Raw genomic sequence first — 22,708 nt, 5'->3', positions numbered from 1 at the left:
ACCTGACACTGGAGGAGTTGGCATATGCACATGAATGGCGTCGGCTGGATCTCAGCGATTATCATCGGCGGCTTGGCCGGGTGGCTGGCCGAGATGGTCATGAAGAGCAACACCGGCATCTTCATGAACATAGTAATGGGCATTGTCGGCGCGGTGGTTCTGAACGCGATATTGCAGGCTCTCGAAGTCGGCGACTTCGGTGCCGGCCGGTGGGCTTATCTGATCACGGCCTTCATCGGCGCCTGCCTGCTAATCTTTGCGGGTCGGCTTATACGCCGCTAGAGAGCCGCTATGCGAAAAAGGCTGTGGCGGCATGCGCTGCCGCGGTCTTTTTCTTTGCCCCGAAAAGTCTTAAGTGACGTTCTAACGGCTGACGCCGACGGGCGGACGCCAACAAGTCAGGTTTGAGATGGTCACTGTTCTCGACACGATCGCCAACGCGCCGCGCCTGCGGCATCCCGAAAAGGCGCACAAGCCCGACCAGGACGTGCTGCGCAAGCCCGACTGGATCCGCGTCAAGGCGCCGGTGTCCAAGGGCTATGCCGAAACACGCGAAATCGTGAAGTCGCACAAGCTGGTCACGGTATGTGAAGAGGCCGGCTGCCCCAATATCGGCGAGTGCTGGGAAAAGAAGCACGCCACCTTCATGATCATGGGCGAGATCTGCACGCGCGCCTGCGCCTTCTGCAATGTCGCCACTGGTATCCCGACCGCGCTCGATGCCGATGAGCCGGCGCGCGTCGCGCATGCCGTCAAGCAGATGGGGCTGACCCATGTCGTCATCACTTCGGTCGACCGCGACGATCTCGCCGATGGCGGCGCGCAGCACTTCGCCGAGGTCATCCGCGCCATCCGGGCGGCAACGCCTTTGACCACGATCGAAATACTGACCCCCGATTTCCTGCGCAAGGACGGCGCGCTGGAGATTGTGGTGGCGGCCAAGCCCGACGTCTTCAACCACAATCTCGAAACGGTGCCGTCGAACTATCTGACGGTGCGGCCGGGTGCGCGGTATTTCCACTCGATCCGGCTGTTGCAGCGGGTCAAGGAGCTCGATCCCTCGATCTTCACCAAGTCCGGAATCATGGTTGGCCTCGGCGAAGAACGGAACGAGATCCTGCAGCTGATGGACGATCTTCGCTCGGCAAATGTCGACTTCATGACCATCGGCCAGTATCTGCAGCCGTCAAAGAAGCACCATCCGGTGATCCGCTTCGTGACGCCGGAGGAATTCAGCTCCTTCGCGACGATCGGCAAGACCAAAGGTTTCCTGCTGGTGGCGTCGAGCCCGCTGACGCGTTCCTCGCATCACGCCGGCGACGATTTCGCCAGGTTGCGGGCGGCGCGCGAGGCGCAGCTCAAAAAAGCCAGCTAATCCTGCTCTAAGTGATGCATGTCGTTTTCTCAAAACCGGGGCCACTTTTGAGCGACATGCATTAATGCCCAAATTCGAAGCCACTCGCCGCGTTGCCCACACGCCGAAGCAGATGTTTGCGCTGGTCGCCGGTATCGAGACCTATCCTGAATTTCTGCCGCTGTGCGAGGCGCTGACGGTGCGCTCGCGCAAGGAGCGTGAAGGCCGCACCATTCTCATCGCCGATATGAGCATAGGCTACAAGGCGATCCGCGAGACCTTTACGACGCAGGTGCTGTTGAAGCCGGACGAGAACACCATCGACGTCAAATACATCGATGGGCCGTTCAAATATCTCAGCAATATCTGGCGCTTCGATCCGGCCGACGGCGGCTGCGAAGTTCATTTCTTCATCGACTACGAGTTCAAGAGCCGCATTCTCGGCGCACTGATGGGCACCATGTTCGACCGCGCCTTCCGAATGTTTTCCGAAGCGTTCGAGAAGCGCGCCGACGTCATCTACGGAACGACGCCCATCTCGTGAGTGTCGCCGAGCGCACGCAGGCCGATCTCCAGCGCGTGCCTGACCGTCTCGCGGCGGATGAAGTCGCGGCCATTGTCGGCAAACATATTGAGCTCTGCAGCCACCGGCCCTCCCTTGAGCGCCACCCCGAACCAGACCAGGCCGACCGGCTTTTCCGGCGAGCCGCCGCCCGGGCCTGCTATGCCCGTGACGGCAAGCGCCAGCCCGGCGCGCGAGCGCGTGAGCGCGCCGGCCGCCATCTCCAGAACCGTTTCGCGCGAGACGGCGCCGTGCGCTTGAAGCGTGGCCGCCGAGACCCCGAGCATCTCCATCTTGGCTTCGTTGGAATAGGTGATGAGGCCGCGGTCGACCACCGCCGACGAGCCGGCAATGTCGGTGAGGGCGGCGATGATCATGCCACCGGTGCAGCTTTCGGCGGTCGCCAGCATGATGCCGCGCTTCTGGCAGGCCTGGAGCAGGGCGTTGGCGAGATCGCTATTGCTCATGCCGGCACGTCCCCGGGGAAGACGACGCTCGCGGTGGCGATGGCGGCAATGCCTTCCTCGCGGCCGACAAAGCCGAGTTTTTCATTGGTCGTCGCCTTGATCGAGATGCGATCGCTGGAAATGCCCAGCATTGCCGATAAGGCCTTGGTCATGGCCTCGCGATGCGGGCCGACGCGCGGCGCTTCGCAGATCAGCGTGATGTCGGCATTGGCGATGCGCCCGCCGCGCGCCCGCACCAGCTTTGCCGCATGTTCGACGAAAATTTTTGAAGCCGCTCCCTTCCATTGCGGATCGGAGGGCGGGAAATGCGTGCCGATGTCGCCGGCGCCGCAGGTGGCAAGCAGCGCGTCGGTCAGCGCGTGCAGGCCGACATCGGCGTCCGAATGTCCCGACAGCTTTTTGCCGTGCGGAATGGCGACGCCGCACAAGGTGACATGGTCGCCGGCTTCGAAGGCATGCACGTCATAGCCATTGCCGGTGCGGATGTCGGGAAAACGTTCGCCGGTAAGCCGCTGATCCGCCATCGCAATATCCCTTGCCCAGGTGAGTTTGACATTGTCCGGCGACCCCTGGACGATTTTGACCGGAATATGCGCCCATTCGGCGATCGCGGCATCGTCGGTGAAATCCGTCTTGCCGAGATGATGGGCCTTTTCGTGCGCCGCGAGCAGCGGCCAGAACGGAAAGCCTTGCGGCGTTTGTGCAGCATGAAGGCCCGCCCTCGGCACCGTCTCCTCGATCATGCCGGTGGCCGATTCGCGCTTCAGTGTGTCTGCGACGGGCAGCGCCGGCAGCGCACCCTGGCGCTCGCCAATGGCCGCGATGGTGCGGTCGATAAGGGCTGCGTCGACAAACGGCCGCACTCCATCGTGCACCAGGACGCGGCCCGGCGCATGGTCTCTCACCGCCAGCAGCCCGAGCCGAACCGAGGCTTGGCGCGATTCACCGCCGACCACGATGGTGACCCGTTCGGCATTGGCGCCGGCTGCCTTGTCGAACAGCGCGCGGTCATCGGCGTGGATGGCGACGACGATTGGGCCAATCTCAGGGTGCGCCAGGAATGTCTCCAGCGTGCGCGCAATAACGGCGCGGCCGCCGATGCTCTGATATTGTTTCGGCCCGTCGGCCTGTCCGGCGCGCGCGCCGCGGCCGGCGGCGACGATGACCACGCCGACCTTGTCGGTCGCCGGCCCGGCCAGTTTTTCGCTTGCTTCTGTCATGCCGAGAGGCTTAGTCGCGGCTCATGGCTAAGGCCAGCATTTTCCCAAATGCGCCGCAATGTGACGTCATTGCGCGTTGCACAATGCCTTTCTTATGGCTAGAGAATGTGCAGCAATCCGATATGCTTGGTTTTTGTGCATGCCTGAAGTGACAAAATTGGCTTTGCCGCTCGATGTCGGCGGCGTGACGATCCGCAACCGCGTGTTCCTTGCGCCGATGTCGGGAATAACGGACGAGCCGTTCCGGCAGCGCGCCTACGCGCATGGCGCGGGCCTGGTCGTGTCGGAAATGGTGGCGAGCGGCGAGCTTGCCAAGGGCAGGGCCGGCTGCGACCTCCGCATTCGTCATTCCGGGCTGCCCGTCCACATGGTCCAGCTCGCCGGCCGTGAGGCCTCGCATATGGCCGAGGGCGCGCGCATCGCTGCCGGCGAGGGCGCCGACATCATCGACATCAATATGGGCTGCCCGGCCAAGAAGGTGACCGGCGGCTATGCCGGCTCGGCGCTGATGCGCGATCTCGACCACGCGCTGTCGCTGATCGAAGCGGTGGTCGGCGCGGTGCAGGTGCCGGTCACGGTCAAGATGCGGCTCGGCTGGGACGAGAATGCCCTCAACGCGCCGGCTCTGGCGCGCCGTGCTGAAGAGGCCGGCGTCAAAATGGTGACGGTGCATGGCCGCACGCGCTGCCAGTTCTATCAAGGCAAGGCCGATTGGAGCGCGATCGCCCGAATCAAGGACGCCGTCTCAATTCCTGTCGTCGCCAATGGCGATGTCGGATCACCGGCGGAGGCTGCCGAAATCCTGGAGCAGTCGGGCGCCGACGCGGTGATGATCGGCCGGGCGCATTACGGCGCGCCGTGGACGGCGGGTCGCATCGCGGCGACGGCTGCGGGCGAGGCGACCTCCGGCGTGCCGGACAGCCCGAAAGCCATGGCCGACTACATTGCCGCCCATTACGAGGACATGCTGACGCTCTACGGCGTTGAAAGCGGCCTGCGCCAGGCGCGCAAGCATCTCGGCTGGTATCTTGAACGCCACGCCGCCAGCGTCACTGACGACCGGCGCAAAGCCATCCTCACCTCGTTCGAACCTGCCCGCGTCATTGCCCTGCTGCGTGAGGTGTTTTCCGGCGAAGGCGAAGCCGCGCCGTTGCGGAGTGCCGCATGAACGCGCCTGCTGCACCGGGCACCGAGATGGCGGACGCCGCCCATATCGTGCTCAACACCATCCGCCGACCGGTGATCATGGTCGATCCCGACGGGTTCATCACCTACGCCAATGCCGATGCGGAAGATTTCTTCCGCTCAAGCGCCAATATGCTTGCCCGCAACACGCTGTCCAAGCTGATCCCGTTCGGCAGCCCGCTGTTACAGCTGGTCGACCAGGTGCGCGAGCGCCGCGCGCCGGTCAATGAATACCGTGTCGACGTGTCGTCGCCGCGTCTCGGCATAGAGAAGGTCGTCGACCTCTACGTTGCCCCGGTGCCGGAATTCCCGGGCTCGATCGTGGTGATGTTCCAGGAACGCTCGATGGCCGACAAGATCGACCGGCAGATGACGCATCGGGGTGCTGCACGTTCGGTCACCGGCCTTGCCGCCATGCTGGCGCACGAGATCAAGAACCCGCTGTCGGGTATACGCGGTGCGGCGCAACTGCTCGAACTCTCGGCGTCCGACGAGGATCGTGCGCTGACCCGGCTTATCACCGACGAGACCGACCGCATCGTGTCGCTGGTCGACCGCATGGAGGTGTTTTCCGACGAGCGGCCGATCGACCGTTACCCCGTCAACATCCATGTTGTGTTGGATCACGTCAAGGCGATCGCCAAGAACGGTTTTGCCAAGAGAATCAGGATATTGGAGGACTATGATCCATCATTGCCTCCGGTTTTCGCCAACCGCGACCAGCTGATCCAGGTGTTTCTCAACCTGGTCAAGAACGCCGCCGAGGCCATCGGCGGCGACCCGCAAGGCGAGATCGTGCTGTCGACCGCGTTCAGGCCGGGCATCCGCGTTTCCGTCCCGGGAACGCAGGACCGTGTGTCACTGCCGCTGGAATTCTGCGTGCGCGACAATGGGTCGGGTGTTTCGGAAGACATCCTGCCGATTCTGTTCGACCCGTTCATCACCACCAAGCCGAACGGCTCGGGGCTCGGGCTGGCGCTGGTGGCGAAAATCGTCGGCGAGCATGGCGGCATCATCGAATGCGATTCGACGCCGCGCGGCACCACCTTCCGCATCCTGATGCCGGCTTGGAAAGAAGCACCGAACGACACTGCAGATGAAGGCGAAGGAGACCGCAAATGACGGTTCGCGGCAATATTCTCGTCGCCGATGACGATGCGGCCATCCGCACCGTGCTCAACCAGGCGCTGTCGCGCGTCGGCCATGAGGTGCGGGTGACCTCCAACGCCTCGACGTTGTGGCGCTGGGTGGCTGCCGGCGAGGGCGATCTGGTCATCACCGACGTGGTCATGCCGGATGAAAACGCCTTCGACATGCTGCCCCGCATCAAGAAGGCGCGGCCCGAGCTGCCGGTCATCGTGATGAGCGCGCAGAACACCTTCATGACTGCGATTCGAGCTTCTGAAACAGGAGCTTACGAGTATCTGCCGAAGCCGTTCGACCTGACCGAGCTGCTCAGCATCGTCAACCGGGCGCTGTCCGAGCCGCGGCGGCCGAAAATCGATACGCGGCCGGACGAACAGCCTGACGCCATGCCGCTGGTCGGCCGCTCGGCCGCCATGCAGGACATCTACCGCATGCTGGCGCGCATGATGCAGACCGATTTGACGGTGATGATCTCGGGCGAGTCCGGCACCGGCAAGGAACTGGTGGCGCGCGCGCTGCACGAATATGGCCGCCGCCGCGGCGGGCCGTTCGTCGCCATCAACATGGCGGCGATCCCGCGCGACCTGATCGAATCGGAACTGTTCGGTCACGAGAAGGGCGCCTTCACCGGCGCGCAGAACCGCTCGACCGGCCGTTTCGAGCAGGCCGAGGGCGGCACACTGTTCCTCGACGAGATCGGCGACATGCCGATGGAGGCGCAGACGCGGCTGCTGCGCGTGCTGCAGCAGGGCGAATACACCACGGTCGGCGGGCGTACGCCGATCAAGACGGATGTGCGCATCGTCGCCGCCACCAACAAGGACCTGCGCACGCTGATCAACCAGGGTCTTTTCCGCGAGGATCTGTTCTATCGGCTGAATGTCGTGCCGTTGCGGCTGCCTGGCTTGCGTGAGAGGTCGGAAGACATTCCCGATCTGGTGCGGCATTTCTTCAAGATCGGCGCCAGCGAAGGCTTGCAGACCAAGCGCATTTCGACCGGCGGCATCGAATTGATGAAGCGCTATCCCTGGCCGGGCAATGTGCGCGAATTGGAAAACCTGGTGCGTCGGCTTGCCGCGCTCTACTCGCAGGACGAAATATCCGCCGAGATCATCGAAGCCGAGCTGAAGACAGGCGAAAGGCCGGTCGTTCCCGGCGGCGGCAACCTGATCCCGGACGATCTGTCCATCGGTCAGGCGGTGGAGCACTTCCTGCAGCGCTATTTTGCCTCTTTCGCCGGCGAATTGCCGCCGGCCGGCCTCTATCAGCGCATCCTGTCCGAGGTCGAATATCCGTTGGTGCTGGCTTCCATGACGGCAACGCGCGGCAACCAGATCAAGGCGGCCGAATTGCTGGGTTTGAACCGCAACACGCTGCGCAAGAAGATTCGCGAACTCGGGGTCAACGTCTACAAATCGTCGAGATCGTGAGCGCGTACCGCTCGAAGTGACGCGTGGTCATCCTCTTTTCAGGGGATCGGCGGTCGAAAGTTTCCCTCACGGCCACACTTGTTGCATAATCGCCACAATGCGTTGCATACATCCGACGCAATCACTGGCTCTTAGACGGCGACATGGCTTCGCAGGCTCTTACATCAAACGAACCGCTTTTCAGCAGACCCGGCGGAAGGGATGGACGCCGGTTGCTTGCGCTGCCCGGTGTCGTCGCAATCGCTGGTGCGCTGGTTACGGCGGCAATCTCATTTGCGATCCTCGTCGGCGCGACGCCGATCACGCCGGACGCTGCCACGACGCTGACGCTGATCGCGGTCAACGCGGCGTTCGTGCTTGCGCTGATCGCCCTGGTCGGCCGCGAGGTGCACCGCATCGTCATGGCGCGCCGGCACGGCAAGGCGGCATCGCGGCTGCATGTGCGCATCGTGGCGATGTTTGCGCTGGTTGCCGCCATTCCGGCCATCATGGTGGCCATCATTGCCTCAATCACACTCGATATCGGCCTCGACCGCTGGTTCGAGATCCGCACCAAGACGATCGTCAATTCGTCGCTGTCGATCGCCGATGCCTATGTGCAGGAAAATGCTCGCAATCTTCAGGGCACGACGCTGTCGATGGCCTATGATCTCGACGCTTCACGCACGCTTTACGGCCTCGATCGAACCGGCTTTCTCGACCTGATGAACAAGGAAGCCGTGGGCAGGACCCTGGCGCACGCGGCGCTGATCAAGCCGGATGGCTCCTTCGTCATGAGCGCCAAGACCGATACGAATTTCGCCATGCCGGAGCCGCCGGAAGGGGCCGTGGCAAGTGCGGCCGACGGCAAACCGGTGCTGATCGAGCCGAAGACGCGCAACATCATGGGCGCGATCGTCAAATTGCGCGAGATCGAAGGCCTCTACCTCTACACCATTCGCCTCGTCGATCCCGAGGTGATCAAGGCGCGGCAGATCGTACAGTCCAACACCGCGGAATATCGCGGCCTGGAAGCGAACAGGCGGACCTCGCAGGTGGCGTTCGCACTGCCCTATCTGTCGCTGACGCTGATCATCATCCTGTCGGCCATCTGGACCGGTATAGCGGTGGCAGACCGTCTGGTGCGGCCCATCCGCCAGCTCATCGGCGCCGCGGACGAGGTTGCCACCGGCAATCTCGACGTCGCCGTGCCGGTGCGGCCTTCCGACGGTGATGTCGCCTCGCTTGGCGATACGTTCAACAAGATGCTGCTGGAGCTGAAATCGCAGCGCAACGAGATTCTGTCGGCCAAGGATTTGATCGACGAACGGCGGCGTTTCTCGGAAGCGGTGCTGGCCGGCGTCACCGCCGGCGTCATCGGCGTCGATCCCTATGGCATCGTCACCATCGTCAACAAGTCGGCCGAAACGATGCTGGCCATATCGGCGACGGCAGCGCTCGGGCAGAACCTGTCGGCCGTGCTGCCGCATGTCGGCCGCGTCTTCGAGATCGGCCGCAAATCCGGCAAGCCGGTCTATCGCGAGCAGGTCACCTTCTACCGTGCTGGCGCCGAGCGAACCTTCAACGTGCAGATCACCATCGAGGCCGGCGATGACGGCTTGGAGGAGAAATCCTACGTGGTGACGGTCGACGACATCACCGATCTGGTCCAGGCCCAGCGCTCCTCGGCCTGGGCGGACGTGGCACGGCGCATTGCGCATGAAATCAAGAACCCGTTGACGCCGATCCAGCTCTCGGCCGAGCGCATCAAACGCCGTTTCGGCAAGGTCATCACCGAGGACCGCGAGATTTTCGATCAGTGCACCGACACCATCATCCGGCAGGTCGAGGACATCGGCCGCATGGTCGACGAATTCTCCGCTTTCGCCCGCATGCCGAAGCCCGAGATGAAGGCCATCGATCTGCGCGAATCATTGCGCGAGGCGTCGTTCCTGGTCGAGGTCAGCCGTGCAGACATCGCTTTCGAACGCGTCTTCGGCAACGAGCCGCTGAAGGGCACTTTCGACAGCCGCCTGATGGCGCAAGCTTTTGGCAACGTCATCAAGAACGCCGCCGAAGCGATTGACGGACTGGAACAAAAGGACGGTTCGCACGGCATAATCCGGATTCAAGCTGCCCGGCAGAATGGCGCGATCAGAATCGACGTCATCGACAATGGCAAAGGCTTGCCGCGCGAGAATCGCCAAAGGCTGCTCGAGCCCTATATGACGACGCGCGAGAAGGGCACCGGGCTCGGCCTCGCAATCGTCAAGAAGATCGTGGAGGACCATGGCGGGCGGCTCGAACTGCACGATGCGCCTGCGGACTTCCACGGTGGACGCGGCGCGATGATCTCGATCATCCTGCCACCCGCTGCCGCTACCGCGCCGCCACGCGGTCAAGGCGAAACTGAACTCGAAAGAGAAACTGAAAAGGTCGGTAATGGCGTCTGATATTCTCATCGTCGATGACGAGGAAGACATCCGTGAACTCGTCGCGGGCATACTGAGCGACGAAGGGCATGAAACCCGCACGGCATTCGATGCCGACAGCGCGCTGGCGGCAATAGCCGACCGGGCGCCGCGTTTGATTTTCCTCGACATCTGGCTGCAGGGCTCGCGCCTGGACGGGCTGGCGCTGCTCGACGAGATCAAGACGATGCATCCGAGCCTGCCGGTGGTGATGATCTCCGGCCACGGCAATATCGAGACGGCGGTGTCGGCCATCCGCCGCGGCGCCTATGATTTCATCGAGAAGCCATTCAAGGCCGACCGGCTGATCCTGATTGCCGAGCGGGCGCTCGAAACCTCGAAATTGCGGCGCGAGGTCTCCGACCTCAAGCAGCGCAGCGGCGAGACCTTTGACCTGATCGGCATGTCGTCGGCGATGAGCCAGTTGCGCCAGACCATCGAGCGCGTCGCGCCGACCAACAGCCGCGTCATGATCATCGGTCCGTCCGGTTCGGGCAAGGAGCTCGCCGCGCGCGCCATCCACACGCTGTCGGCGCGCAAGGGTGCGCCGTTCGTGACGCTGAGTGCTGCCAACATCACGCCCGAACGCATGGAGATCGAGCTGTTCGGCACCGAATCCAACGGCACCGAGCGCAAGGTCGGCGCGCTGGAGGAGGCCCACCGCGGCATTCTCTACATCGATGAAGTCGCCGACATGCCGCGCGAGACGCAAAACAAGATCTTGCGCGTGCTGGTCGAGCAGCAGTTCGAGCGGGTCGGCGGCACCAAGCGGGTCAAGGTCGACGTCCGCATTATCTCGTCAACCTCCCAGAACCTGGAGGCGATGATCGCTGACGGCCGATTCCGCGAGGACCTCTATCACCGCCTGGCAGTGGTTCCGGTCATGGTGCCCGGCCTGGCCGAGCGGCGTGAGGACATTCCGTATCTGGTCGACAATTTCATGAAGCAGATCGCGCGTCAGGCCGGCATCAAGCCGCGCCGCATCGGCGACGACGCGCTTGCCGTGCTGCAGGCGCACAACTGGCCGGGCAATGTCCGCCAGCTGCGCAACAATGTCGAACGGCTGATGATCCTAGCGCGCGGCGACGATGTCGATTCACCGATCACCGCCGACCTTCTGCCGTCCGAGATCGGCGATGTCATGCCGCGTACGCCGAACCAGTCCGACCAGCACATCATGGCGCTGCCGCTGCGCGAAGCCCGCGAACAGTTCGAGAAGGATTATCTGATCGCCCAGATCAACCGCTTTGGCGGCAACATCTCGAAGACGGCGGAGTTCATCGGCATGGAGCGCTCCGCGCTGCATCGCAAGCTGAAGTCGCTGGGGGTCTGACGATGCGCTGATGTTCAGGTGAGGCCTGCCTGCGAAGGGCGGCTTCCTGCGCTTCCGGTGCTCACGTACTTTAAGTACGCTCCGCTCCGGTTCTCGGAAGCCACCATTCTCGGCTAGGCCTGACCTGAATCTCAACACATCGTGGCCCATACAATTGCCGGTTACGACGACGGCGGAATCGCCTAAAAATACCGGGACTTTTCTGAGGGATCACTGAATGCCGCGCATTGCCTATGTGAACGGGCGCTATGTCGCCCATGCCGACGCTGCCGTGCATATCGAAGATCGCGGCTACCAATTCGCCGACGGCGTGTACGAGGTCTGCGAGGTGGCTCAAGGCTTTATCGTCGACATGCCGCGGCATCTTGCCCGGCTGAACCGCTCGCTCAGCGAACTGTCGATCGACTGGCCGGTCACCAAGGGGGTGCTGCCGCTTCTCCTGCGCGAAGTCGTGCGGCGCAATCAGGTCGTCAACGGCCTGGTCTATGTCCAGGTGACGCGCGGCGTCGCCAGCCGCGACTTCGTTTTCCCGGCCGATACACTGTCGTCGCTGGTCATTACGGCCAGAAAGGCCGACCCGACGGCGGCCGCAAAGCGGGCCGAGACCGGCATCAAGGTCATCACTGTGCCGGAAAACCGCTGGGACCGGGTCGATATCAAGAGCACGGGCCTGCTGCCCAATGTGCTGGCCAAGCAGAAGGCCAAGGAGGCCGGCGCGCAGGAAGCCTGGTTCGTCGATACAGAAGGCAACGTCAAGGAAGGCGGCTCGTCGAATGCCTGGATCGTGACCCGGGACGGCGTTCTGGTGACCCGGCCAGCCGAGCACGGCATCCTGCGCGGCATCACCCGCACCACCATGTTCGAGGTGGCGGCCAAGCTCGGTTTGAAGATCGAGGAGCGCGGGTTTTCGGTCACCGAGGCCAAGGCGGCGCGCGAAGCTTTCATCAGTTCGGCAACGACAATCGCCATGCCGGTGGTGGCAATCGACGGCGCAGCGGTCGCCAATGGCCATCCCGGCTCAATAACACTTTCCTTGCGGCAAGCCTTTTTTGACGTTGCGGAAAAAAGTCCAGCCTGATAACCGCACAGATGGACTGCACATCAATATATCTCGTTCTGGTTGTCGTTACTGACGGCAAGGGGGTGTTTGCAAGCTTGACATGTGCCCGCTAATTTGGCGCATTGGCCTGCAAACCGAAGGGGATCGGCGAAAGACAAGAACAATGGCGGAACGATCGCAAAACCTTCAGGACCTGTTCCTGAATTCTGTTCGCAAGAGCAAAAATCCACTCACCATCTTTCTCATCAACGGCGTCAAGCTGACCGGCGTGGTCACTTCCTTCGACAATTTCTGCGTTCTGCTGCGCCGCGACGGCCACTCCCAGCTCGTCTACAAGCATGCCATTTCCACGATCATGCCGAGCCAGCCGGTTCAGATGTTCGATGGCGAGGAAAGCCAGGGCGCCTGATTGGCACGTGAGAAAGACGCGGACCGCAACGTTCGCGGGAAACCAGCGCATCACCCCGGGACGGAAGCCAATGGTCCGACCCGGGCGGTTGTCATTGTGCCGGTGCTTACCCGGCACCAGCGCAGCGATGACGACACAAATCGTCCGCGGCTGACGCGTTCGGCCGACGCCCGCCATGACGAAGCGGTCGGCCTTGCCCGCGCCATCAACCTTGATCTGATCCACACGGCGGTGGTGACCGTCAACGACCCGCGCCCGGCAACCTTGCTCGGCAGCGGCAAGGTCGCGGAGTTCGCCGAGATCGTCAAGCAAGGTCACGCGGAGGTGGTCATCGTCGACCATCCGCTGACGCCGGTGCAGCAGCGCAATCTCGAGAAGGAATTCAACGCCAAGGTGCTGGACCGCACCGGGTTGATCCTAGAGATTTTTGGCGAACGCGCGCGGACCAAGGAAGGCACACTGCAGGTCGAGCTTGCCCATCTCAACTACCAGAAGGGCCGCCTGGTGCGCAGCTGGACCCACCTTGAACGTCAGCGCGGCGGCGCCGGCTTCCTCGGCGGCCCCGGCGAAACCCAGATCGAGTCGGACCGGCGGCAGTTGCAGGAAAAGATCATCAAGCTCAAGCATGAGCTGGAAACGGTGCGCCGCACCCGCGACCTGCATCGCGCCAAGCGCAAGAAGGTGCCGTTCCCGGTGGTGGCGATCGTCGGCTACACCAATGCCGGCAAGTCGACGCTGTTCAACCGGCTGACCGGAGCCGACGTGCTGGCCGAAGACATGCTGTTTGCCACGCTCGACCCGACGCTGCGCCGCGTGCGGCTGCCGCACGGCACGCCGATCATCCTGTCGGACACGGTCGGCTTCATTTCGGACCTGCCGACGCATCTGGTCGCCGCCTTCCGCGCCACGCTGGAAGAGGTGGTCGAGGCGGACCTCGTCATCCATCTGCGCGATATCTCGGATCCGGACACCGCTGCGCAGGCCGAGGACGTTGAACGCATCCTGGCCGATCTTGGCGTCGATGCCGGTGATGCCAAGCGGGTCATCGAGGTGTGGAACAAGGTTGACCTGCTCGACGACGGCAACCGGGCGCGCCTGCTTGCCGATGGCGCCGACGCCAACAAGGCGCCGCCGATCGCCATCTCGGCGATCACCGGTGAGGGCATCGATGCGCTGAAGGCGCTGATCGAGACCAGGATGTCGGGCGAGCTGGAAGAGCTGACGGTGACGATCGAGCCGGCGCAGTTCGGCCTCGTCGACTGGCTCTACCGCAATGGCGACATCGTTTCGCGCACCGACAATGAGGATGGCAGCGCGACCATCGCGCTCAAGGCCACGCAAACCGCCCGGCAAGAGATCGAAAGCCGATTGCATCGCAAAAACAGGGCATAGGCCTGCTTACGTCTTGCCCTTGGCCTGCTGCCAGAGAGCTTCCATTTCGTCCAGCGTGGCTTTATCCAACGTGGTTCCCGACGCCTGCAGCGTGCGCTCGACATAGTGGAAGCGCGAGCGGAACTTTTCATTGGTGCCGCTGAGTGCGGCTTCGGAATCGAGCTTGAGGTGGCGTCCCAGATTGACGACGGCAAACAGCATGTCGCCGAACTCGTCCTTGATCTCGGCCGTTTCGCCCTTGGCCAATGCCTCGCGCAGCTCGCCGATCTCTTCCTCGATCTTGTCGAGGATCGGGGCCGCCTCGCTCCAGTCGAAGCCGACCCTGGCCGCCTTCTCCTGCAGTTTCAGGGCCCGGGTCAGGGCGGGCAGGGCGACCGGCACGCTGTCTAGAAACCCTTTTCCATTGTCTTCAGGGTCGAGGCCGCGGGCGAGCCGGGCACTTCGCTTTTCAGCCTTCTCCTCAGCCTTGATCTTTTCCCACATGCCCTTGGCCATGCCGGCGCTGCGCGCCTCCTCGTCGCCGAAGACATGCGGATGGCGGCGGATCATCTTGGTGGTGATGGCCTCAACCACATCGCCGAAGGCGAAGTCGCCCGTCTCCTGCGCCATCTGCGCGTGGTAGACGACCTGTAGCAGGAGATCGCCGAGTTCATCGCGCAGATCGTCGAGGTTGCCGCGCGCAATGGCGTCCGCCACCTCATAGGCCTCCTCGATCGTATAGGGCGCGATGGTCGAGAAATCCTGCTCGATGTCCCAGGGACAGCCGGTCTTCGGCGCCCGGAGCGCGGCCATGATCTCGATCAGCCGGGAAATGTCTTTGGATGGCGTCATGCGGCGAATGCTATCCCGCTCCCCGTCGCTCGGCCAACGCTGTCAGCCGGTAGCCTAGCCTTGTCCACAGCCGAGCCGTATCAGTCGAGCACCGAGACAACCGCCTTGGCGAGATCGTCCATGCCGTCCTCGGGCAGGCCGGCGACGTTGATGCGGCTGTCGCCAACCATGTAGACGCCGTACTCGGCCCGCAGCCGTTCGACCTGTGCCTCGGTGAGGCCGAGCCTTGAAAACATGCCGCGATGGCTGGCGATGAAATCGAAGCGGTCGGAATTGGATTGCCGGCGCAGTGCGTCGGCGAACTGGACGCGCAGTCTCAGCATGCGTAGCCGCATTTCCTCGAGCTCCGCCTCCCAATCGGCGCGAAGGCCATCGTCTTCCAGCACTATGCGCACTGCCGCCGCGCCATGGTCCGGCGGCATCGAATACATGGCGCGTGCCGCCGACAGCATCTGGCTCATCGCCACATCGGCCTCGGCACTGTTCCTGGCCAGGATCATCGCCGCGCCGACGCGGTCACGGTAGACGGCAAAGTTCTTCGAGCAGCTCGAGGCAACAACCATTTCCGGCACCTTCGAGGCCAGCAGGCGCAGACCGGCGGCATCGGCATCGAGACCCTCGCCAAAGCCCTGGTAGGCAATGTCGACAAAGGGCAACAGCCCGCGCTCGACGACAAGGTCGGTGACCTTGGCCCATTGCGCGGCGTCGAGATTGGCGCCGGTCGGGTTGTGACAGCAGCCATGCAGCAGCACGATGTCGCCGGCCTCGGCTGTACCCAGCGCCGCCAGCATGTCGTCGAAACGCACCGCGCCGGACGCCGCATCGAAATACGGATAGTCGCGTACCTTGAGGCCGGCGCCGCGCATCACCGGCGGGTGGTTCGGCCAGGTCGGGTCCGACAGCCAGACGGTTGCGTCGGAGCGGGTCCGCTTCAAAAGCTCGGCCACCAGCCGTAGCGCGCCGGAGCCGCCGGGCGCCTGCGCCGCGCGAATGCGCGTCATGTCGGCTGTGGGGCCGAAGGCCAGCTTGACCATCGCCGTGTTGAAGCCGGTGTCGCCGGGAAGACCGAGATAGGTCTTGGTGTCCTGGCCCTGCAACAGCCGCTTCTCGGCCTCGCGCAAAGCGCGCATGACCGGCGTCTTGCCGTCGCGGTCCTTGTAGACGCCGACGCCGAGGTCGATCTTGCCGGGGCGCGGATCGGCGCGATAGAGGCCGATCAGGGCGATGATCTTGTCGGCGGGAGCAGGCTGCAGTGTTTCGAACATGGAGAGCGTTTCCGGTGGCGGCGGATTGATACGCAAATCGGCCGGGCTTCGCCAGCGCTTTCATGTGCACCAGACGGAAAGCCTCGCCAGGCCCATCGTTGCCGCCGAAATCGCGCCTACACGTTCCTGTCACATGGTCGTAGTTTGAATAGCTTAGCCGGGACGGACAAAGCATTGCGGCGAAAGGACAATGATGAGCCAGCAAGACAAATTCGATCTCGCCATTGTCGGAGCCGGCATTGTCGGTCTTGCGCATGCGCTCGCTGCCGTCCGTCGCGGCCTTTCTGTCGTCGTTATCGACCGTGATGCGCAGGCCAACGGCGCCTCGGTGCGCAATTTCGGCTTCGTCACGGTGAGCGGCCAGGAACGCGTCCAGGTGTGGCGGCGCGCCATGCGCTCGCGCGACATCTGGCAGGAAGTGGCCGGGCCGGCCGGCATCGACATCCTCCAGCGCGGCACGGTCGTCGTCGCGCGTCGTCCCGAGGCGCGCAGCGTCGTCGAAGCGTTCCTGCGGACCGAGATGGGCGAGGGGTGTTCGCTGCTCGAACCGGATGATTTGCGCCGCCAATACCCACAGCTTGCCGGGCAGGACTTTGCCGGCGCCCTGTGGAGCCCGCACGAGGTACGTGTTGAATCGCGTGAGGCAATTCCGCGCCTTGCTGCATTCCTCGCCGAACAGCGCGGCGTCGAGTTCCGGCGCGAAACGGCAGTGCGCGGCATCGAGCCGCCAGCCATCGAGACCAGCCGCGGCACAGTTCGCGCAGACAAGGTGATTGTCTGCCCTGGCGACGATCTGGCGACGCTCTATCCCGAGCGTATTGCGCTCTACGGCGTCCGGCGCTGCAAATTGCAGATGATGCGCCTTGCCGATCCCGGCTTCCGGCTTCCATCTCCGGTGATGTCGGATCTCGGGCTTGCGCGCTATACCGGCTTCGGCGCCCTGCCTGAAGCGACAGCCTTGCGGCGCCGACTCGAAAGCGATCAACGCCACGCGCTGGTCAATGGCGTGCACCTGATCGTCGTGCAGAGCGCCGACGGCACGCTGGTGGTCGGCGATTCGCACCATTACGCAGCGACGCCCGACCCGTTCGCCTCGGAGCGGGTCGACGAAATCATCCTGGAAGAGTTCAGCGCTGTCTTTGGCGGCGCGCCGCCGCGGGTGCTGGAGCGCTGGACCGGCATCTATGCCTCGGCTGCCGACCACACGATGTTTGCCGACGCTCCACAGGAGAATGTGCGCATGGTGATGATCACCAGCGGCACCGGCGCCTCGACGTCGTTCGCCATCGCCGAAGAGGTGATCGACGACCTCTTCGGTTCAACCACTGCAGACGCCAGAAAGATCGCCTGATGACCCCCCAGCACCTGCTTCGCGCCGTCGTTTTCGACTGGGCCGGCACCGTTGTCGATCATGGCTCGCTGGCGCCGAGGGGCGTCTTCGTCGAAGCGTTCCAGGAATTCGGCGTTGCCATCAGCATCGAGGAGGCGCGCGGACCGATGGGCATGGCCAAGCGCCCGCACATTGCCACGCTTATGGCGCTGCCGAGGATCTCGGCCGCCTGGGCCAAACAGCATGGACGTGCGCCGACCGAGGCCGACATCGACGCCGTCTACGATATCTTCGTGCCGAAAAACCGGGCGGTCGCGGCTCGCTTTTCCGATGTCATTCCCGGCGTTGCCGACGTGGTCGCGACGCTGCGCGCGCACGGCCTCAAGCTCGGCTCGACCACCGGCTACACACGCGACATCATGGCCGAGATCCTGCCGGGAGCGGCCGCGCATGGTTTTGCACCGGATTGCCTGGTCTGCACCGGCGACACGCCGGACGGCAGGCCGACGCCGTTCATGCTGTGGAAGGCGCTGACCGAACTCGGCGTCTATCCGCCATGGCTCAGCGTCAAGGTCGACGACACCGAGGTCGGTATTTCGGAAGGCATCAATGCCGGCGCCTGGACGGTCGGCGTGTCGGTCACCGGCAACGTCTTCGGCCACTCACTGGCGGAAACGCAGGCAATGGCGCCGGAAGTTTTCCGCACCAAGCGCGCCGAAGCCTCGGCCAGGCTCAGTGCCGCCGGCGCACACTATGTCGTAAACGGGGTTGCCGATCTGCTGCCGGTGATTGCGGTAATCGAGGGCAGGCTTCGGCGCGGCGAGCGGCCCTGAGGGAGCAGCCGCCAAGCAGTCAATCCGTCGCCAGCGGGCGGTCCGTCGGTTAGCGACCAGACAGGTCGACCGCCAGCATGCCGGCGACGCGGGCCTTGGCGGCGCCGGATTGATCAGAGCCGTTGATCGCAGTCCTGGCACGGGCGCCAGCCCTGCTGAGGGCCAGAAGGACAGCAACGGGAGATGGGCGTTGCGAGGCTGGATTTTGGCACCCATGCGACCAACCAAAAGTTTTTGCGGCAATGGATTAAAGTTCGCGCCTGTTCCGTAAACAGGGCATGAAACGATCGATGCCACGCTTCGATATAGTTGGACAGCTGGGTTCGCTGCGGCGCTATGCACGTTCGCTGACGCGCGACTGCAGTGACGCCGAGGATTTGGTGCATGACGCGCTGGTGCGCGCCTACGAGCGGCGCGGCACCTTCCGTTCCGGCGGCAATCTGCGGGCATGGCTGCTGTCGATCGTCCACAACGCATTCATCGACAAGATGCGCTCGCGCCACTCGGAAGCGGCGCGCGTCGAGCAGGCCGGCTATCTCACTGATGCCAGCACGCCGGCGCCGCAGGAACATTCCGTGCGCCTGGCGCAGGTGCGCGAGGCCTTTTTCAGCCTGCCGGAAGAGCAACGTTCGGCGCTGCACCTGGTCGCCATCGAGGGCCTATCCTACCAGGAGGCCGCCGACGCCAGCGGGGTGCCGTTGGGCACGCTGATGTCGCGCATTGGCAGGGCGCGCGCCGCACTGCGCTCGATGGAAAGCGCTGTCGCTTCGCCGGCCAAGAACCATCTGAGGATCGTGGGAGACCCGTCATGACCGAACTGTTGCGGGACCCGGTGACCGATACCGACCTCGACGCCTATGTCGACGACCAGCTGGATGTCGCGCGCCGCATCGAGGTCGAAGCGTTTCTGTCGGCTCGTCCGGAGGCAGCGGCGCGGGTGATGTCCGATTTGAGGACGCGCGACGAGTTGCGCCTCGCGCTGGCCGCTTCCACAGGGATGGCGCGGCCGGCGACGACGGAAGTCGCGCGCCGGCTGGGCAGGGGGCTCGCCAGTCGCCGCGTCTTCGCCGTGCTGCAACGAGCGGCCGCCGTCGCCGTCTTTGTCGCCGCCGGCTGGCTGGCGAACGGCCTGTTCGGTCCGCTGCTGGTGACCAAGGTGGTGGCTTCGCCGACGCCGCCCGCCTATGTCGAAGAAGCGATCCGGGCGCACAGGACGACACTCATGCGCGAGGCGATGCCCTCGCAGCTCGAGGCGCCCAACTACAATGCCGATGAAATTCGCGCTGCGACCGCGATCGTCATGCCGTCGCTGCCGAAAGACTGGAAGATCCGCGACGTGCAGATCTATCCCTCGCGCTTCGGGCCGAGCGTCGAGGTAGCGCTGGAGACGAAGGATATGGGGCTGGTCTCGCTGTTTGCGATCCGGCCCGGAACCTTCGAGGTGGTCAAGCCTGCCATCGCACCCTCGGGCGACATTTCCTCGGCCTATTTCCAGATCGGCGAGGTCGCCTACGCGGTTGTTGCGCGCAGCGATGTCCATGACCTCGACCGTGCCGCCGAAACGCTCGCCAAAACGCTTTACTAAAGACCTCACATAAGGAGAACCCGCATGAATACCCCTGATCTCGGCTATCGCATGGGCGCTGGCGCCCGCGCCGGCGCCGTCTATGACGAAGGCCTGCGCAGCCACATGCTGCGCGTCTACAACTATATGGGCATCGGCCTCGTCGTCACCGGCCTCGTCGCCTTCATGGTCGCCTCGACGCCGGCTCTCTACGTGCCGATCTTTTCCAGCCCGTTGAAATGGGTGGTGATGCTGGCGCCGCTCGCCTTCGTGCTGTTGTTCTCGTTCAAGATGCAGACGATGTCGGCGGCGAGCGCCCAGGCGATGTTCTGGGCCTTCTGCGCGGTGATGGGCCTGTCGCTGGCTTCGGTGTTCCTGGTTTTCACCGGCACCAGCATCGCGCGCACCTTCTTCATCACCGCCACCATGTTCGGCGCCACCAGCCTCTACGGCTACACGACCAAGCGCGACCTGACCCAGTTCTCGTCGTTCCTGATCATGGGTCTGATCGGCGTGGTGATTGCTAGCGTCGTCAACATCTTCCTCGGCTCGACCGCGCTGCAGTTCGCCATTTCGGTGATCGGTATCGCCGTGTTCGTCGGCTTGACCGCCTGGGACACGCAGACGATCAAGGAACAGTATGCCGAGAATTTCGACGCGGAATCGCAGCAGAAGCTCGCCGTGTTCGGCGCGCTGTCGCTCTACCTGAACTTCGTCAACATTTTCCAGCTGTTGCTGAATTTCACCGGCGAACGCGAATAGTCCGGACCGTAGCAGGCAACATTTTCAAACTGTGGCCGGAGGGAAACCTCCGGCCATTTTTGTCTCTGGCGGTGTATGGCTTAGCCATCGCGGCACAAGAGCTACCTGCCTGCTCTTGAGTTCACATGCGGCCCTTTGCTAGCCTGCTGCCAGATCAGCCAGCCGCGAGAAATTTATGGAACAGGTGACCCTTCACGGCGACGGCATCTCGGCGACCATTGTCGGGCAGGGGGCTGAACTGGTTTCCTTGCGCAACGCCGAGGGTCTGGAGTTTTTGTGGCAGGCCGGGCCGGAATGGCGGCGGCATTCGCCGGTGCTGTTTCCGATCGTCGGCCGGCTGAATGGCGACCAATTGCACCATCGCGGCCAGGTCTATCCGCTGACCCAGCACGGATTTGCCCGCGACAAGCCGTTTGTGTGGGCTGAGACGAGCCCGCGGTCCTGCACGCTGGTGCTGACCGACGACGCCGACACCCGCGCGCGCTATCCCTTCGCCTTTCGCCTGGCTGTCACCTACACGCTGGAACGCCGGCAACTCGATATATCCTTCGACATCACCAACACTGGCGACGAGACGCTTCCGGCCTCGGTCGGGGCGCATCCGGCGTTCAATTGGCCATTGCAACAGGGTCTGGCCAAGACTGACTATCACCTGACGTTTTCTGCGGATGAGCCGGCGCCGATGCGCCGGCTGAAGGACGGGCTGGTGCTGGCGGCACCGCAGGCGACGCCCATTGAGGGCAGAACGCTGGCGCTCTCCGAACGGCTGTTCGACGCAGACGCCGTAATCCTAGACCGGCCGGCCAGCAGCAGCGTGCTTTACGCCGCTGCGCGCGGTCCGGCGATCGAGGTGTCATGGCAGGGCTTCAAGGAATTGGGCGTCTGGTCGAAACCCGGCGGCGCGCCGTTCCTGTGCATCGAACCCTGGCACGGCCTTGCCAGCCCCGTCGATTTTGACGGCGAGTTCGCCGACAAGCCGGGCGTGATGCTGATCGCGCCCGGTGAGAAGCGCGTGCTGAGCTATCAGGTAAGGCTGATATCCACCTAGACTGACGCTAGCCTCCAGGCGCCTTGAAATTCCTTGAATGATCAGGAGTATAGCTCCGACGGATATTCCGGACCGTCTGGGAGGGGTCGGCGGATGCCTGGATGCTTGAAGTTGATGACAGCGGCGCTCGCTGTGCTGGTCGCATTTCCCGTAGCTGCCGCCGACATAGACCGCGCCAGCCTCTACCGTGCGCAGTCGGTGACCAACGGCACTGGCGAGGAGAACCGGGCCTGGGGCCTGGCGCCGTGCCTTGAAGAAGTGCTGGTCAAGGTTTCGGGCGACCCGCGGCTGATTGGCGATCCGCGCGTTGCGGAGATGAGCCGGCACGCAGCCGACTATGTCACCGAAATCGGCTATCGCGACCTGCTCAACAACCGCCCGCCGCATGACGAGCAGGGCACGCACGACCGGCCGCAATACATCACCGCCGATTTCGCTCCGGACAAGATCGATGCCTTGCTGGCGTCACTCGGGCGCAAACCGTGGCCGCTGCCGCGGCCCGCAATTGTCGCATTGCTCGACGTAAAGCCGATGAAAGGCGACGGCTTCACCTTGGTGCGCGATGGCGGTGGCGAGCTGGCCCAGGATATGCGCGGCGCGCTGGTTGCCGCCGCGCAGCGGGCCGGCTTGCCACTGGAACTTCCCAAACCGCAGGACGTCGTGCTTGCCGACGTGACGCAAACACTGGGCGGCGATGCTGTGCTTGCCGGCACTTTGGCATGGCGCCAGGAAGCGCTGGGCTGGGTCGGCGACTGGCGGCTTGGCTTTAAAGGCAAGGAGTATCGCTGGCAGGTGCGTGGCGTCAGCTTCGACGATGCGTTCCGGAACGCTGCGCGCGGGACGCTGCAGATCCTGTCGGGCAACGGGCAGCCGGAAGCCGTCACGCCGCACTGACGAGAGCCGCGCCACGAGATGGCATTTGCTGCTCGGAGCGGGCGGCACAGACGCTTGTGTCACTGATCGCCATCCCACCCGAAAGTCGCATAAGATAGATTATGGAACTTATGCGTTAGGCTTCTGCCGGGAATTGCTGCTGATTTTCATAGGCTTGGCACGATCGAAGCGTG

22 protein-coding genes are annotated in these 22,708 nt (G+C 63.7%); 18 read left to right on the top strand and 4 right to left on the bottom strand.

Annotated features, from left to right (window positions below; genetic code table 11):
• Positions 1-24 precede the first annotated feature (24 nt).
• The 3 genes from AC1DXM_RS27590 (at position 25) to AC1DXM_RS27580 (ending at position 1,898) form a co-directional block, all read left to right on the top strand.
• On the top strand, positions 25-282 hold the full coding sequence (locus AC1DXM_RS27590; protein WP_477238100.1) for a GlsB/YeaQ/YmgE family stress response membrane protein: 258 nt from the start codon (positions 25-27) through the stop codon (positions 280-282).
• Positions 283-409: 127 nt separating this feature from the next.
• Positions 410-1,375: a lipoyl synthase gene (gene lipA, locus AC1DXM_RS27585; protein ID WP_477238098.1), complete on the top strand. Its 966-nt coding sequence runs from the start codon at positions 410-412 to the stop codon at positions 1,373-1,375.
• 64 nt (positions 1,376-1,439) lie between these two features.
• Positions 1,440-1,898 carry a type II toxin-antitoxin system RatA family toxin gene (locus AC1DXM_RS27580; protein ID WP_477238096.1) on the top strand — a complete coding sequence of 153 codons (459 nt, stop codon included), beginning with the start codon at positions 1,440-1,442 and terminating at the stop codon, positions 1,896-1,898.
• Here the strand turns inward: AC1DXM_RS27580 and AC1DXM_RS27575 are convergent.
• Positions 1,874-2,383 (bottom strand): CinA family protein, encoded by a 510-nt coding sequence (locus AC1DXM_RS27575; RefSeq protein ID WP_477238094.1) that lies wholly within the window; start codon positions 2,381-2,383, stop codon positions 1,874-1,876. The genes AC1DXM_RS27580 and AC1DXM_RS27575 overlap by 25 nt on opposite strands.
• On the bottom strand, positions 2,380-3,603 hold the full coding sequence (locus AC1DXM_RS27570; protein WP_477238092.1) for a bifunctional 2-C-methyl-D-erythritol 4-phosphate cytidylyltransferase/2-C-methyl-D-erythritol 2,4-cyclodiphosphate synthase: 1,224 nt from the start codon (positions 3,601-3,603) through the stop codon (positions 2,380-2,382). Before AC1DXM_RS27570 ends, AC1DXM_RS27575 begins: the two co-directional genes overlap by 4 nt.
• Positions 3,604-3,742: 139 nt before the next feature.
• Between AC1DXM_RS27570 and dusB the strand changes: the two genes are divergently transcribed.
• The 8 genes from dusB to hflX all read left to right on the top strand — a co-directional run bounded on the left by dusB (position 3,743) and on the right by hflX (position 14,008).
• Positions 3,743-4,771: a tRNA dihydrouridine synthase DusB gene (gene dusB, locus AC1DXM_RS27565; protein ID WP_477238090.1), complete on the top strand. Its 1,029-nt coding sequence runs from the start codon at positions 3,743-3,745 to the stop codon at positions 4,769-4,771.
• A complete protein-coding gene (locus tag AC1DXM_RS27560) occupies positions 4,768-5,910 on the top strand; it encodes a two-component system sensor histidine kinase NtrB (protein WP_477238088.1) in 1,143 nt (380 codons plus the stop codon). The genes dusB and AC1DXM_RS27560 overlap by 4 nt, the downstream gene beginning before the upstream one ends.
• Positions 5,907-7,364: a nitrogen regulation protein NR(I) gene (ntrC, locus tag AC1DXM_RS27555; protein ID WP_112561769.1), complete on the top strand. Its 1,458-nt coding sequence runs from the start codon at positions 5,907-5,909 to the stop codon at positions 7,362-7,364. The genes AC1DXM_RS27560 and ntrC overlap by 4 nt, the downstream gene beginning before the upstream one ends.
• A gap of 143 nt (positions 7,365-7,507) precedes the next feature.
• Positions 7,508-9,796, top strand: coding sequence for a sensor histidine kinase NtrY-like (locus tag AC1DXM_RS27550; RefSeq protein ID WP_477238085.1), 2,289 nt, complete (start codon positions 7,508-7,510; stop codon positions 9,794-9,796).
• The gene (ntrX, locus tag AC1DXM_RS27545) at positions 9,786-11,147 is read left to right on the top strand and encodes a nitrogen assimilation response regulator NtrX (RefSeq protein ID WP_112561767.1); all 1,362 of its coding nucleotides are present in this window, start codon (positions 9,786-9,788) and stop codon (positions 11,145-11,147) included. The genes AC1DXM_RS27550 and ntrX overlap by 11 nt, the downstream gene beginning before the upstream one ends.
• Positions 11,148-11,364: 217 nt before the next feature.
• On the top strand, positions 11,365-12,225 hold the full coding sequence (locus tag AC1DXM_RS27540; RefSeq protein WP_477238083.1) for a D-amino-acid transaminase: 861 nt from the start codon (positions 11,365-11,367) through the stop codon (positions 12,223-12,225).
• A 145-nt stretch (positions 12,226-12,370) separates the two neighbouring features.
• Positions 12,371-12,616 carry an RNA chaperone Hfq gene (gene hfq / locus AC1DXM_RS27535; RefSeq protein ID WP_006202172.1) on the top strand — a complete coding sequence of 82 codons (246 nt, stop codon included), beginning with the start codon at positions 12,371-12,373 and terminating at the stop codon, positions 12,614-12,616.
• On the top strand, positions 12,617-14,008 hold the full coding sequence (gene hflX / locus AC1DXM_RS27530; protein ID WP_477238081.1) for a GTPase HflX: 1,392 nt from the start codon (positions 12,617-12,619) through the stop codon (positions 14,006-14,008).
• Positions 14,009-14,014: 6 nt separating this feature from the next.
• On the opposite strand, the gene mazG is transcribed toward hflX, so the two are convergent.
• Complete coding sequence (mazG, locus tag AC1DXM_RS27525; protein WP_477238079.1) at positions 14,015-14,839, bottom strand: nucleoside triphosphate pyrophosphohydrolase; 825 nt, start codon at positions 14,837-14,839, stop codon at positions 14,015-14,017.
• An 80-nt stretch (positions 14,840-14,919) separates the two neighbouring features.
• Positions 14,920-16,104: an amino acid aminotransferase gene (locus AC1DXM_RS27520; RefSeq protein ID WP_477238077.1), complete on the bottom strand. Its 1,185-nt coding sequence runs from the start codon at positions 16,102-16,104 to the stop codon at positions 14,920-14,922.
• A gap of 190 nt (positions 16,105-16,294) precedes the next feature.
• On the opposite strand from AC1DXM_RS27520, the gene AC1DXM_RS27515 reads away from it, so the two are divergent.
• From AC1DXM_RS27515 to AC1DXM_RS27485, 7 genes are all read left to right on the top strand, one after another.
• Entirely contained in the window at positions 16,295-17,455 is a 1,161-nt protein-coding gene (locus AC1DXM_RS27515) for a TIGR03364 family FAD-dependent oxidoreductase (RefSeq protein ID WP_477238075.1), read from the top strand.
• Positions 17,455-18,267: a phosphonoacetaldehyde hydrolase gene (gene phnX / locus AC1DXM_RS27510; RefSeq protein WP_477238073.1), complete on the top strand. Its 813-nt coding sequence runs from the start codon at positions 17,455-17,457 to the stop codon at positions 18,265-18,267. Before AC1DXM_RS27515 ends, phnX begins: the two co-directional genes overlap by 1 nt.
• Before the next feature lie 278 nt (positions 18,268-18,545).
• Positions 18,546-19,079: a sigma-70 family RNA polymerase sigma factor gene (locus tag AC1DXM_RS27505; protein WP_477238071.1), complete on the top strand. Its 534-nt coding sequence runs from the start codon at positions 18,546-18,548 to the stop codon at positions 19,077-19,079.
• Complete coding sequence (locus AC1DXM_RS27500; RefSeq protein ID WP_477238069.1) at positions 19,076-19,852, top strand: anti-sigma factor family protein; 777 nt, start codon at positions 19,076-19,078, stop codon at positions 19,850-19,852. The genes AC1DXM_RS27505 and AC1DXM_RS27500 overlap by 4 nt, the downstream gene beginning before the upstream one ends.
• Before the next feature lie 24 nt (positions 19,853-19,876).
• A complete protein-coding gene (locus tag AC1DXM_RS27495; RefSeq protein ID WP_112561756.1) occupies positions 19,877-20,593 on the top strand; it encodes a Bax inhibitor-1/YccA family protein in 717 nt (238 codons plus the stop codon).
• Positions 20,594-20,768: 175 nt separating this feature from the next.
• Complete coding sequence (locus AC1DXM_RS27490) at positions 20,769-21,641, top strand: aldose 1-epimerase family protein (RefSeq protein ID WP_477238067.1); 873 nt, start codon at positions 20,769-20,771, stop codon at positions 21,639-21,641.
• A 114-nt stretch (positions 21,642-21,755) separates the two neighbouring features.
• Positions 21,756-22,535, top strand: a complete 780-nt coding sequence (locus AC1DXM_RS27485) for a DUF2066 domain-containing protein (RefSeq protein ID WP_477238065.1) — start codon at positions 21,756-21,758, stop codon at positions 22,533-22,535.
• Positions 22,536-22,708: the final 173 nt, after the last annotated feature.

The sequence above is a fragment of the Mesorhizobium sp. P3_A2 genome (assembly GCF_056403115.1).
This window is presented reverse-complemented; position numbering and strand designations above follow the sequence as displayed.